This window comes from Spirochaeta cellobiosiphila DSM 17781, from assembly GCF_000426705.1.
GTDB classification, from domain to species: domain Bacteria; phylum Spirochaetota; class Spirochaetia; order DSM-17781; family DSM-17781; genus Spirochaeta_E; species Spirochaeta_E cellobiosiphila.
On record NZ_KE384554.1, the window covers coordinates 570,738 to 585,238 of the forward strand.

Annotated in this window: 10 protein-coding genes; 2 read left to right on the forward strand and 8 right to left on the reverse strand. The window is 36.6% G+C overall.

Features of this window, described 5'->3' with window-relative positions; genetic code table 11:
* Positions 1 to 43 precede the first annotated feature (43 nt).
* Positions 44 to 1,588, forward strand: a complete 1,545-nt coding sequence (locus tag K345_RS0109465) for a peptidylprolyl isomerase (protein ID WP_028973948.1) — start codon at positions 44 to 46, stop codon at positions 1,586 to 1,588.
* On the forward strand, positions 1,588 to 3,156 hold the full coding sequence (locus K345_RS0109470; protein ID WP_211227871.1) for a motility associated factor glycosyltransferase family protein: 1,569 nt from the start codon (positions 1,588 to 1,590) through the stop codon (positions 3,154 to 3,156). The genes K345_RS0109465 and K345_RS0109470 overlap by 1 nt, the downstream gene beginning before the upstream one ends.
* Here the strand turns inward: K345_RS0109470 and lepA are convergent.
* Genes lepA through K345_RS0109510 form a run of 8 tightly spaced genes read right to left on the reverse strand, consistent with a single transcriptional unit; the run spans position 3,153 to position 14,462 of the window.
* Positions 3,153 to 4,961: a translation elongation factor 4 gene (gene lepA, locus K345_RS0109475; protein ID WP_028973950.1), complete on the reverse strand. Its 1,809-nt coding sequence runs from the start codon at positions 4,959 to 4,961 to the stop codon at positions 3,153 to 3,155. The genes K345_RS0109470 and lepA overlap by 4 nt on opposite strands.
* 44 nt (positions 4,962 to 5,005) lie before the next feature.
* Entirely contained in the window at positions 5,006 to 6,832 is a 1,827-nt protein-coding gene (locus K345_RS20520; protein ID WP_083963706.1) for a response regulator, read from the reverse strand.
* A 52-nt stretch (positions 6,833 to 6,884) separates the two neighbouring features.
* Entirely contained in the window at positions 6,885 to 8,576 is a 1,692-nt protein-coding gene (locus K345_RS20525; protein ID WP_053228187.1) for a S1C family serine protease, read from the reverse strand.
* A complete protein-coding gene (locus K345_RS0109490) occupies positions 8,569 to 10,116 on the reverse strand; it encodes a tetratricopeptide repeat protein (protein ID WP_028973951.1) in 1,548 nt (515 codons plus the stop codon). The genes K345_RS20525 and K345_RS0109490 overlap by 8 nt, the downstream gene beginning before the upstream one ends.
* A complete protein-coding gene (gene ftsH, locus K345_RS20530) occupies positions 10,079 to 11,989 on the reverse strand; it encodes an ATP-dependent zinc metalloprotease FtsH (RefSeq protein WP_053228188.1) in 1,911 nt (636 codons plus the stop codon). The genes K345_RS0109490 and ftsH overlap by 38 nt, the downstream gene beginning before the upstream one ends.
* A gap of 2 nt (positions 11,990 to 11,991) precedes the next feature.
* Positions 11,992 to 13,299: a tRNA lysidine(34) synthetase TilS gene (tilS, locus tag K345_RS22345; protein ID WP_028973952.1), complete on the reverse strand. Its 1,308-nt coding sequence runs from the start codon at positions 13,297 to 13,299 to the stop codon at positions 11,992 to 11,994.
* Positions 13,289 to 13,873, reverse strand: a complete 585-nt coding sequence (gene pth, locus K345_RS0109505; protein ID WP_037571705.1) for an aminoacyl-tRNA hydrolase — start codon at positions 13,871 to 13,873, stop codon at positions 13,289 to 13,291. The genes tilS and pth overlap by 11 nt, the downstream gene beginning before the upstream one ends.
* On the reverse strand, positions 13,866 to 14,462 hold the full coding sequence (locus K345_RS0109510) for a 50S ribosomal protein L25 (protein WP_028973954.1): 597 nt from the start codon (positions 14,460 to 14,462) through the stop codon (positions 13,866 to 13,868). The genes pth and K345_RS0109510 overlap by 8 nt, the downstream gene beginning before the upstream one ends.
* Between the last annotated feature and the right edge of the window lie 39 nt (positions 14,463 to 14,501).

Genomic DNA, 14,501 nt, shown 5'->3' on the forward strand with positions numbered 1-14,501 from the left:
TTATTTTGTATCAGCTTTAAACACACTTAATTAAGGACAAAATATGGCATCTGAAGAGAAGGGTTCTTCCAAGGATAAGGTTATCCAGTTTAATAATGGCAAGAACATCAATAAGAAAATAAAAACACATAAAAAGGGGAAAAAAACTAGTTTTACCCAGGTGTTTGTTATCATTATACTTGCATTAATAGTTGTTGCCTTTGTTTTCACACCAGTTACGGGGAATCTTGCGAGCAACGCAGCTACCGTCGAATTTGGTAAATATGGGAAAACACCAATAGAATATACACAGGGAAGTTATTTTGTTAATCAAATCAACATATATAACAACTACAATCAGGGAGTATTTGGTAACAATGTAGATCTTGCTAGACAATTTATTTGGAGACAAGCATTTGATGCCACTGTATTACATACAGCCATAATGAATGAATTAAACGAAGCGCATGCTGTGATATCAGATGATACACTGAATAAAGCCCTTTCCTTTTATCCCGGATATCAGGATAAAAATGGTTTTAGTCAAACGAAATACAACAACACAACCGCCGCAGAAAGAACTTCCATAAGAAAAGGTTTCAAAGAAGATCTTTTACATCAGCTTTTTGTAAAAGATGTTTTTACAGGGGAATTGGTTAGTGATAATGAAAAACAATTTATCGCAGAACTTGGTCAAACCAAAAAGGCTTTTAACTTTCTTGTATGGGAGTATTCTGACTATCCTGATTCTGAGGTCATAGCTTACGGACAGGAACAATCTAAGCTCTTTCAGAGATTAGAAGTGAGCAGAATCATTGCTTCCTCAGAAAAAGAAGCCAATGGATACTTGAAGCAGATTGAAGATGGTACTTCTAATTTTACAGATCTTGCCCAATCAGCGACGACGAACAATTCTGCGTCCTCCACCGGTGATCTGGGAACGAAATATTACTACGAACTAAAGCTGGACTTCACAAATGAATCAGATGTTGATTCCTTATTTGCCTTAGAAGAAGGAAAAGTAAGTAGCGCTTATGAATCTCCTTTAGGTTGGGTTATTTATCAAGTTAACAAAAAACCTGCCCCTTTGGACTTCTCAGAAAAAGCTGGACTTGATGTGGTTAGGACTTATTTATCACAAAATGAGAAAGGAAAGCTGGAAGATTATCTAGTGGGACAGGCTACTGCAGCACAAAGTAATTATTCCTCCTTAGCAGCAGCCTCGGGTGATCTAAATAAGACATTAGAAACAACAGAACCTTTTCCTATGAATTATGGGAATAATGCCTTTATCGATGCCAAAGTATCTGATGCTTCAGATGAACCCTTATTTAAAAACCTTGCTTACAACGATAACTTCTTTGAAAAAGCCTACTCTCTACCAACAGGGTCTATATCAGAACCTATCATAGAAAGTGGTTACATTGCTATTTTCGAACCAATTTCTGAAGTTACTGAAGCTGTAACAGACACTAATTTAGAAGCAGTAGAATCTTCTGTTGCCTCTGTTAAACAGCAAGATTTCCAGAACTTGGTACGTAATTCAGATAAATTCAAAGATAATTTCTATGAAGCTTTACAGTCTCCTCTTTTTAGAACACAAAAATGATGGAGTCCTCCCTCCTTCTCTCTGAAGTAGAAGGGGGATTTACAATCAAATATAAGGGTGGGTATTTATACCCATCCCTACACCCCAGACAATCGATAGAACGAAAAGCAGATAATTTTACCCTATTAGATAATACCCTCTATATTATACCAAGCCCTCTATTGTGGTACGGGATTCAAAACTTATTAGATAAACTTCCTGTCCATTCTTATCTTTTAATAGTGGAGAGGGAGCCCTTGCTCTTAGAACTCTCTCATCAATATGCGATAACAGACAAGAGAATATTATTCTGCTCTGGTTCAGAGTATCCCGGTGATTTGGCCATACTAGAGCATTTTCCTAAAACCCACTTGCGTCATGCTAAAGTCCTTTCCCTAAATGGCGGGTATAGGCTGAACAAGACATGGTATCAAGAAAGACAGGAACAACTACAGAAAGGAATTAATCATTTCTGGAAAAATAAAATGACACTAATCCATATGGGCCGTGCCTGGATTAGCAATATATTTAAAAATCTACAGAAGATACCCGATAGTCGAATCCTGGAATCCTGGCATAGTAATATTCCAATGGTCATTGTGGGAGCTGGCGAAAGTTTGGAGCATTCCCTCCCTGTTATTCAGCAAATACGAAATAAAGTTTTTTTATTAGCCGTCGACACAGCCTTACCTATCTTAGCCGCTGCGCAGCTAAGACCTGATGCTATATTAGCCCTTGAAAGTCAATTCTATAACCTATATGACTTTTATGGATCCTTGGATCTTGATATTCCTATCATAGCGGACATTAGTTCCTATCCTCCTTTACTTAGGTATTATAAAGGACCCAAATACTTCATAACGAGTCACTTTGCTTCGATTGATTTGTTGATTCGGATAAAAAGTAATGCTATTGCCAGCTTTGATATTCCCCCCTTAGGATCGGTGGGAGTGGCAGCACTATGGTTTGCCCAATACTTGAGTAAGGGACCAATTTTTGTCTCAGGTTTTGATTTTGCTTATAAACGCGGTAAGTCACATGCTAAAGAGGCCCCTGGCCACAAATTATTACTAAATCAGCATACCCGTTTTGTAAATCTAGGTAACTACGAAGCGGCCATTAATCGTCCATTTCTCAGTATGATGGATAAAAATGGTAATATATGTAATTCAGATCTTATACTGGAAGGATATAGAAATAATTTTTTTGCTTTATGTGAAAAGTCAGATAATGTTTATGACCTAAGCAATATGGGCTTGGATTTAGGGATCCCTCAAGTCTCAACCACAGAGGTTATTAATATTTTATGGGATTATCCTGTTCGTGATTATACCCTTCCCCATCATCAGGTCCCGATCTCTCAGGAAACAATCAGTACTTTTATAAATCTGGAAAGAAAGCGTATAAATAACTTGATAGACAGTATTACTTCAAAAGATAACAATAAGATCGACACCCTTTTGGCGGAATTAGATTATTTATATTGTTTTTTCCCTGACGAACCCTGGAAGGGATTATATCCCCCAGGATTTTTAAGCAGAGTCTTAGCTGCCGCAAATTACTTTAGACAACAGCTAGGACTTCTTTAATCATCATCAGCTTTTAATACGGACAGGAAGGCTGATTGTGGTAACTCAACATTACCTACCATCTTCATTCTCTTCTTACCTTCCTTCTGCTTCTCCAGTAACTTACGCTTACGGGAGATATCTCCTCCGTAACATTTTGCAGTTACATCCTTACGTAGGGCTGCAATAGTCTCACGGGCAATAACCGTACTACTTATGGCCCCTTGAATGGGAATCTTGAACTGTTGTCTGGGAATCTCTTCTTTTAATTTCTTACAGACATTAACAGCCCTGTTACGTGCATTATCCTTAAAGACTAACTGACTTAAAGCATCAACAGGATTACTGTTCACTAATATATCAAGACGAACCAGGTCTGTAGCTTTATAATCCAGCATCTCATAATCAAAGCTGGCATAACCACGACTTACGGACTTTAATTTGTCATAGAAATCAAACAGAACATCAGCTAATGGCATTTCGTAAAATATTTCGACCCTAAGAGAATCGAGATAGGTCATATTAGTTTGTATACCGCGTTTGTTCGTACATAATGTCATTATATTACCCAAATATTCCGTTGGAGTAATAATCGAAGCTCTTATATATGGTTCTTCTGTAGTCTCAATAGTACCTGGATCGGGGTAATCAGCAGGACTGGAGATCATGTAAGGATCACCCTTCTTTGGATAAATCTTATACATTACCGAAGGTGAAGTCAGTACAATATTTAATCCAAATTCCCTTTCTAGCCTCTCTTGAACGACTTCCAGATGTAACAATCCTAAGAATCCACAACGGAAACCAAAACCAAGAGCTGCTGAATTGTCTTTTTCAAAGACTAAAGAGGCATCGTTTAATTTTAATTTATCCAGAGCCTTAAATAACTCTTCATACTGATCAGCCTCAATCGGATAAATACTGGAAAAGACAACGGGCTTTACTTCCCGGAATCCCGGTAAGGCCTCATTACAGGGATTCTGAACACCTGTAATAGTATCTCCGACTCTGATATCACTGATATTTTTGATTCCTGTGACGATATAACCTACATCACCTGCAGCTAGAAGATCTTGTTTAATTAAAGCAAGGCGGAATATACCCACTTCTTCAATCTTGTGTTTAACATCGTTTGAAAAAAGTTTAATCTCCTGTCCCGGTTTCAACTGTCCTTCAAAGACACGTATGTGAATAATGACCCCTCGATAAGAATCGAAATGAGAATCGAATATTAATGCTTTGATAGGAGCTTTAGGATCACCAGATGGGGCAGGAATAAAATTAACGATTCCTTCCAGTAAGTCCTCTATTCCTTGTCCCGTCTTGGCAGAAACTGGAACCGTTGAATCTATATCCAGTCCAAGATCATTATCTATTTGATGCTGGACTCTATCCAAATCAGCGCTAGGTAAATCCATCTTATTTACTACAGGAATGATTTCTAAATCATGTTCCATAGCGATGAACATATTAGAAAGAGTTTGAGCTTCAACTCCTTGAGTAGCATCAATGAGCAACAAGGCCCCTTCACAGGAACTGATAGCTCGACTGACTTCATAGGTAAAGTCCACATGTCCAGGAGTATCTACAAGATTTAATGTGTAAGTATTACCGTCCTTGGAATTAAAGGGAATGGTAACAGCCTGGCTCTTAATGGTGATGCCACGTTCACGCTCTATGTCCATACTATCCAGCATCTGATCCTGATAATCTCTATTCGATATTATCTGAGCCCGTTCTATAAAACGGTCTGCTAATGTAGACTTACCATGGTCAATATGGGCAATTATACAGAAATTTCTGGTTAGACTTTGCTTATCTTTCATTGGCCACACTATATACCAATTAATAGGAGTGAATCAACAAGTACTTAATTGATTAATTTTTTTACCAAGTCATTAAGCTGAAAAGGTTTATGTATTACTAATCCTTCTGGTACTGTAATACCCTTATCTTCTAAAGTCTTGTCAGGATAACCGGTCATGAGATAGATTTTTAGCTCTGAATGATGTTGCTTGATATACTCATATAATTCATAGCCATTTATGACGGGCATGACTAAATCAGTGAGAACAATATCAAAGGTAGAAGTATTTTCCTTTAATATGTTCAGAGCTTCTTGTCCATTGGAACAGATGACGACATTATATCCTATGTTGGTCAAAGCTTTCTGTAAGAGATTAACAAGGATTTCATCATCTTCTACAATGAGTATTTTTTTATTATCTACTTTTAGAACTTCCTCAGAGGATTCTACATAAGTTGGTTTCACTGGTATTTCTTCATTTACCGGCCAGTAGATAATAAAACGGGATCCCATCCCCAGGTGGCTTTCTACATCAATATAACCATCATGTTCTTCCATGATCCCAAAGACAGTAGATAACCCTAGCCCGGTCCCTTTGCCCTCTTCTTTTGTTGTAAAAAAAGGTTCGAATATTTTGGCCATGTTTTCATCAGTGATCCCTGTACCATTATCAGTAATTTCCAAAATCATATAACGGCCAACAGGGACGACACCTGTTTTAGTCGTTTTAGGTATAGATATATTCTTGACGTAGGTTTTTATATGTATCAATCCGCCTGAGGGTAAGGCATCTCGTGCATTGACAACAATATTAATCAATACTTGTTCAATCTGGCCTGGATCCGCCCATATATAATAAGATCCATCATCTGCGGATATTCTAATACTTATGTCTTCTGTAATGAGACGACTTAACATTTTCTCCATACCCAAAACCAGGGTACTTATTTTAAGAATTTCTTTTTCAGCCTTCTCTTGTCTGGAAAACAATAATAATTGTCTAGTGAGGTTAACGGCCTTCTTCGATGCACTTTGAATCCCCTTTATTTCTTCATTTACAGACTGATTATCATCACCATCTAGAAGCAGAGTACAATATCCCATAATGACAGTTAAAATGTTATTGAAATCATGGGCGACGCCACTGGCTAATCGCCCTAAGGCGTCCATCTTTTGACTTTGTCTTAATTGATCTTCCAAATCACGTCTCTCAGTAACATCATGTAAAGCCCAAACTTGTCCTACAACATTATTCTTATCGATCAACTCACTTTCTGTTTTTATTATACGACGGGTTTGTTCCTTGTTATTTTTTATAATAATCTCATGAGAAGGATTGTCTAAAAAAGGAAAGACAATATTCGTTGCTTTACCAAGCCATGTTTCCTGAGTTACTAGATTAGCGGCGTTTTGATTTACATAGCTAACATTATGGTTCTGATCACTTACAATAACTCCATCAGCGATTGATTCCAAAGTTGTTGAGAATAATCTTTCCCTTTCAATAATAGCTTGATTCATTTCATGACGATAGAGAGCCATTTCAATAGTAGTACGAAGCTCTCTCTCATGAAAAGGTTTGATGATATAACCAAAAGGCTCGGTCTTTTTTGACCGGCTTATGGTATTCTCATCAGCAAAAGCTGTAAGCATGATGACAGGATAATTCCATCTGTCTTTAATAATTTCTGAGGCCTCAATACCATCCATTTTTCCTTGCAAATGAATATCCATCAACACTAAATTAACAGGATGGGTTTCAAGAAAACTGATGGCTTCTTCAGCACGGGAAAAGCTGTCTGCGACATTATAGCCAAGTCTTTTTAGATGATTTTTGATATCTAAGGCAACTATTTTCTCGTCTTCAACAATTAAAATTTCTTTTTCCACTTTACTACCTAGACTTAATGTAAAGCTTAATTTATGTACTATTTAAAATCAATTAAATCAAATTCGTCAGGTCTAAACCGGCTGCCAATTGAATTGCTGATTGTACAAATCCAGCTTTCCTTTTTTTGAGAACTAATGAGACTACTAGTACATCCTGATCTTCAATAACTTCCCATCCTTTGATTCTAATGGGATCATTGGCTGATAAACCCAATTCATCCCCAACAGAACCGGTGAAGACATGTTGTACCAAATATTCTTTTTTCAGCCAGGTATCCGAAGTTTGTGTGGCTTGAATACCAAAGAAGGGGCTTAACAAATTCCCTTCTGTATCTTTCTTGATGGCCTCTTTGGATGGTTGCTCACCCCGTTCTCCCGTTACAACAGGGACAACATAGCTCACATCATCTCGCTCGTATTCAATATTAACAAGACTTCCTGGTTTTAAATCGAGTAAAATATTCTGAGCGTCACTTACACTATCTACGGGAAAACCATTAAGACTCTTAATAACATCCCTCTGTTTTAGAGAACTTTGGGAGACAGGACTTCCAGGAAATACATAACTGACAGACAATCCGGAATTAACCTCTTCAAGACTCACGCCTAGCCAGGGATGACTGACCTTACCCCCCTCATATAACTTTGGTAGATTTTGTGCTACCCAGTGATAAGGTATAGAGAAGTTAATTCCTTCAAAAGATTCTATACCGGCAAAAACAACACCAACAAGCTTTCCTTCCTTATCAATAACAGGACCACCACTATTTCCAGGATTAATAGGAACATCTACTTGTAAGGCATCACCTATAGGCATAAATCTTCTATTGGCTGCTGAGACTATTCCTTTGGTAAGGGTACTCTCTAATCCACCAGGAGAACCCAGGGCATAGATCTCATCACCTGGTAGGTACTCTGTTCCGTAATGTGGTTTAAAAACGGCATCAGGGGTTATTTCAGCTTTTAACAAGGCAATATCCATATCAGAGTCATAACCAATCACTTTAGCAGGAATTTTTTCTCCTTTAGAATTAGGAAGTCTTATGTACAATCGACTATATCCTTCATAACCAGGATCCACTTCACTACTAATTACATGATGATTCGTGATTAAATAGCCTTGTTCATCTATAAAAAATCCACTACCAATAACTCTGTCAGCGAGACCAACTCCATTCTCTATTCTGATTCCCCTGTTAACCCATATAGTGACAACCCCCTTAAGCAGAGAAGCAGGAGTTTGTTTATATTCTTCCAGATCATTATCCATATCCTCTAATTTGGTACGAACAGCTTCTACGTCGCTTTGAGAACGATTTCTGTATTTATCCAGGAATTTTCTTAATTCGTAGATGACATCTGCCCTGTTACCCTTTTCAGATATTTTAAGAGCATCATTATATTCCATTTGAAAGAGCTTATCTCTCGTAGTCTGAGTTGCTAAATCAAGAACAATTAAGGCATTAAGAGCATTGTATATTTTATCATGATTAACATCTGTTACCTCTTCCTGGCTCAAAGTGGTAAGTCCGCTTAAAGCATCCTCATACAAATCATGATTCACATTTGTACCGATGGAGGTTAGGTATTCATAAATCTGAATGGAATGTAAATAATCACCTTCCTGATTATAGGCTACAATTTTATCATTCCAATCTATATCAGAATAAACTTCTACTTCAGAATTAGTCTGACAGGATAAAAATAAGCTACTTATAATGAACGCTAGTAATATTCTATTCAAGATGTTCAACCTTTATTTTGTCTATGTTTGTAGTTCCATTAGGATACCAGCTTTTAAGAACTCTTACATCCCAATTTTCCATATAATCAACTAGACCATCCTCATCAGCATCAAAGTATATTTCGGACAGTTTGTCATCCTTATATAATGACACCAAATCAGGATTATCTAAACCTGTAAATTTTGTTTCAGCCACTAAGACTTTCCCATTTTTATAGTAAAAAATCTTATTCAGTTCATTCCCATTCTCATGAAGCCATAAATATTGATTATGAAATACTTTCCAATGATAACGCTCATTATTCGTATCATCAAACTGTCTGATATCGTTCACACTATCATAAAGCCAATCATCATCTGGAGATTCTATGGCTACAGCTTTATTAAAATAGACAGGCCCCGAAGAAATCCAGGTTTGGTAATAAAACTTATCACCTTTGTTATAATAAAAGTTACGATTCCCCATAGAGGTTACGATGTAGGCTTCATTAACAAAAGGATATTCATAATAATGAATATATGACTTATTTATAGAATTCTTAATCTCTCTGGGATATCCATTCTCCCAAAGCACTTCGATATCAGTGATCCCATCTTGATCCTTATCCACCCTCTGAATCCACTGATCATTTTCCTTTGTCCAGCTTGTTTCATTCCATCCATCATTGTTCCAATCAAGATACAATACGTCTTTACTGTCTAAATATTGTTCAATAAGATCTTTTTGTGAGGCACTACTATTATTGTAATAGGGAATTAGCCAACTCAACTGAATATCATCACTAAGACTTAAGAAAGTGTCCCAGTTAATAACACCTTGATATAACAACTGACTACTTTTTTTATCATAGTCATTATCACTAAGATGATCATTGATCACATTGGCTATGCGTTTATTAGTATTAGAATAGAGTATTTCCTTAAGGATAGGATCCTTATCAATATTTAGTAGTTTGCTACGTTTTAGGACCATTTCTACTAAATTCCTGTCACCATGTCCTAGAAAAAATATTTTCTTGATGAAATCAAAATCATCGGGATATAAATTGTCTCCCTCATTCGCCCAATAAAGAGCTTTATTGCGTCTATCCTGGCCAATGTAAATATCAATTATCCACTTGATCCATTTCGAATCCTTATAAATAATGCTTTCTACATCTTCATAATAACCTAGAGCTTCATCATATTTCTTATGTTTTATAAGAAGAGGGATTAGGCTATCGTACAGAACATCATCTGTATAATAGTCTCTATCTTTTAATTTTAAACTTTCTTTGAGATTTTCCTCTGCTGATATTTCATCATTACCACTGAGGTCTAGTTGAGCTTGTAAAGCTATAGAATCCCCTGAGCTCCCAAAATCCAATGATTTATCTAATAGATTTTGGGATTCTAGGAGATTCCCTTCTTGATACATTCTGTAGCTTTGTTCAAAGTACGTTTGACTAATCTCTTGATCAATTCCAAAAACTGAACAAGAGATTAACAACAAAAGTACAATATTAAGATTCTTCCTTGTTTGAAGACACTTCTTTATCAACTCTACTCTCCGAAAAAGGTTCTATTTGGAGAAGTTCTCGTACTTCTTTATCATCTAGAGTCTCTCGATGAACCAAAGCATCCGCTAATTTATCCAACTTATCCCTATTCTCAGTTAATAACGTCATAACTTCATTTAGACAATTAGATAAAATACTCTTTATCTCTCCATCTATTTTATCGGCAGTTACATCGGAATAATCTTTATGTTGTGCTATTTCTTTTCCAATAAAAATGGGTTCTTCTTTCTGACCATAGGCAACAGGACCGAGATTTTCACTCATACCCCATTCACACACCATACGGCGAGCCATACCTGTAGCCTGTTCCAGATCATTTTGAACACCTGTACTTGTTCGACCGTATACAATCTTTTCTGCAGCATAACCACCATAAGCGATTTTTATCCTGTCTAATAGCCATCCAGAATCTCGACTATATTTATCCTCTTCAGGTAATGACATAGCAACACCTAAAGCTCTACCCCTTGGGACAACTGTTACTTTATGTAAAGGATCAGCAAATTCTAAGTAGTAGTGAAGCAAAGCATGACCTGCTTCGTGGTAGGAAGTAGCCAGCTTATCCTTAGGATTGATGACTCGCGAAGTTCGGGCTACACCCATTAATAGTTTGTCTCTAGCTTCTTCAAAGTCATCCATTTCAACGGCAACCTTGCCTTTTCTGGCAGCAAATAGGGCAGCCTCATTAACTAAGTTGGCAATATCAGCACCACTAGAACCAGGAGTCGCTCTGGCAATACGTTCTAGATCTATATCAGTACCCATTTTTATCTTATTGCTATGAATGGTTAATATAGCTTGTCTTTCTTTTACATCAGGCATGTCGACTACAACTTGTCTATCAAAACGTCCTGGACGTAATAGGGCAGGATCGAGAACATCAGGTCTATTAGTGGCGGCTATTATTATTACACCGTCCTTAGACTCAAAGCCATCCATTTCAACTAACATCTGATTAAGGGTCTGTTCACGTTCATCATGACCCCCCCCATATCCAGCACCACGAGTTCTACCAACGGCATCTAATTCATCGATGAATATGATACAGGGAGAATTTTTGCGTCCTTGTTCAAACAAGTCTCTCACACGACTGGCCCCAACTCCGACAAACATTTCTACAAAATCAGATCCTGACATGTGGAAATAGTTAACTCCGGCTTCTCCCGCTATTGCTCTAGCAAGAAGCGTCTTCCCTGTTCCAGGCATACCGACAAGAAGAACTCCTTTGGGTATTTTGGCACCAATGTTTGTAAATCGTAAGGGATTTTTCAAAAACTCAACCACTTCTGATAATTCTTCCTTGGCCTCGTTTTGTCCAGCTACATCGGCAAATGTTATCTTCTTTGTTGTTTCAGTATACTTCTTTGCTTTGCTCTTACCGAAACTAAAGGCTTTATTACCACCCCCCTGTACTTGTCTGTACATAAAGAAGATGATTACAACAGCAAATATCCAAGGAAAAGATTGAATCAAAATACTGAAGAAAGAGACATTAGGGCGTTTTCCACTAACCCTGACATCATGATCTTCCAACTTTTGTAGTAGTGTTGAATCCGGGTATGGTAATATAGTTTTAAAATCAACTGCCGTACCAGATTCTGAAATGATTGATCCTGATAACTCATAAACAATGGAATCATTCACAATACGTACTTCTTTTACTTTGCCCTGATCCAAATATTCCAAAAATGCAGAGTATTCCAATTCTCTTACAGGCGAAGGATTACCAAATAAAAATAAAGCAAGGAAGGACAAACTTATTATCATCAATAAAACAAAAGCAAAGCGATTATTTTTAAAATTAAAACTAATTGGGCCTTTGTCCTTGTTTTTGTCCTCATTGTTCTCAGACATACTTATCCTCTTTTAATACCAATATAAATCCTACTCCCAAGCTGGTTATCTGTTGTTAATAGTTCACCAGAAGGAAGTAATACAGCTTTAATACCCAGATAATCACCTAAGATCAGACAATCATTGGTATTAAAGCCTTTTTTTCGAACAATTTTTTTGATTGAAATCAAACTTCCTTCGTTGATAAAAGAATCTGAAGGTAAATATGTTCGTATATAGGAAGTGTTTATATCTAAAAAGACAGGACCATGGGCCCCCTCTTCCCGGGTTATTTTTATTACAAATTCTCCGCAGATATACCACTTATCCAGTTCAGTTTGTATAAGATACTCATTTTTTTTTAGATTTACAACATTAGTAATCCAAAAAAGTCTATCCCCATTATTCACACATTGGTAGTTATCTGTTTTCAGAATGATACCTCTAGGTAACTTTTTACTATAGGATAATTTACTCATTTGCCTACGACTAATAAAAGCATCAGAACCAATTTGAGTTTTGTCAAAAATCTGATAGAGGGAAGCTCTTCTCATATAAGGAGTCATAGATTCAAAATCCTTCGTCATCACATAATACCCGTGATCAGTCTTTGTCCATGAAAGTAAAGTTAATTGCGACAAAGTATAAAGGGCGTCTTGTATATCTTGTACTGTCGATAATAAATGGGATTCAAATTGGGGAAAACTATTCTTAATTACAGGCAAAATTAAATTACGAATCTTGTTGCGTGAATAATCATTTTCTTTATTAGTATAATCTGTTATATAACTAATACCGTTTTTTTTCAGGTAATCTATGATATCGAATGTTGAGGTATTCAAAAGAGGCCTGTAATAGGGATGTCTTTCCTCTGGTATTCCATGAAAACCATTGAGACCTGATCCACTAATAAACCTCATCATATAGAGCTCAATTAGATCGTCTTTATGATGAGCCGTAAATATTACATCATTCTTAGCCAGTGTCTCTTCAAAATAGGTATATCTTATTTTTCTTGCTGCCATTTCAATACTAAGATTACGTTCAGAAGCATAATCTTCTATGTAACCGGGTTCACATACGAGCTTCTTAAGAACAAGACCATATTGACCGGAAAAGGACTCTACAAAAGCTTCTTCTTTATCACTCTCAGAGCTATCTCGTAGATTATGTTTTATATAAATAAGTCCTTTCAAATTATCCTTCAAAGAAGAATTATAGACAGCCAAAGCCAGGTAAACACTATCCTTGCCACCAGAAAAGGCGATCCAGATACCTTTATCAAAAAGATCATGATGCCTACAGAACAAAACTAGATCATCATTTAACATTGATACGGTTAATACCTTCTAATACCTGAGTTATATTTTGTTCACCTAAGCTTAATATAGGATTTTCGAGAGCTTCGAAGGTTTTCTCTATAATACTGAGACTAGAGTCATCAAATTGACCTAAGACATGATCTACAACGGAAACACCCTGAGTGGGCCTACCAACACCGATATAAATACGGTTAAAATGCTCATCCTCTACAGAGGCCAAAATAGATTTCAAACCATTATGACCGGCATTCCCACCACTGCGTTTCAATTTACAACGTCCTACAGGGAGATCCATATTATCTATAAAAACAAAAGTGTTTTTCAAAGAAATATCATATCTATTCAATAAATAAGGCAGGACCTCTCCACTCTTGTTCATGTAGGTTAGAGGTTTTACTAGAATATATTCACTATTATTTAAATACAAATGACTAATGAGATAAGATCTGAACATTGGCTTTTTAAACAAAAGACCGTATTTACTTGAAATACGGTCTAACATCATAAATCCAACATTATGTCGAGTTTGATCATATTGCGAACCAGGATTACCTAATCCAACAAATAAGAACTTATTATTCAACTTCCGTTTCTTCAGCCACTTCTGGTTGATCAACAGCAGCATCAGCAACCTTACCTGTAATTGAAGCAACTACAGAATCACTGTTTGTAAGAATCTTAACACCTTCAGGAATTGCTATATCAGAAACATGCACTGCATCTCCAATATTTAAACCTTCTATGTTAATACTTATTTGCTCAGGTAAGTCTTTTGGTAAACACTCGATTTCAATCTCATGTAAAGCATGGTCTAATAAACCACCTTCTCTTACACCTACAGGATTACCAGTCACGTGAATACTAACGTGAGTATTTAATTTCTTACCTTTCTGAATTTCATAAAAATCAAGGTGAGTGATGACTCCCTTAAGAACATCTTCCTGATAGTCTTTTACTAATACAGTTTTCTCTTCTTTTCCTTGGAGAGTAATAATAGTTGACTCAGATATAGTCGCAAAGTTTTTATCAAATTCCTTAGCATTGACAGCTATACTTGAAGGTGTACCAACACCATATACGACAGCAGGGATTTGACCAGCAGCTCTTAATCTTCGGGCAGCCCCCTTTGTCAACTCTTCTCTAATTTCGTAAGCAAGGGTTTTCTGCTCCATCCAAAACTCCTTAAGTTATACCATCTATATTTAAAATGA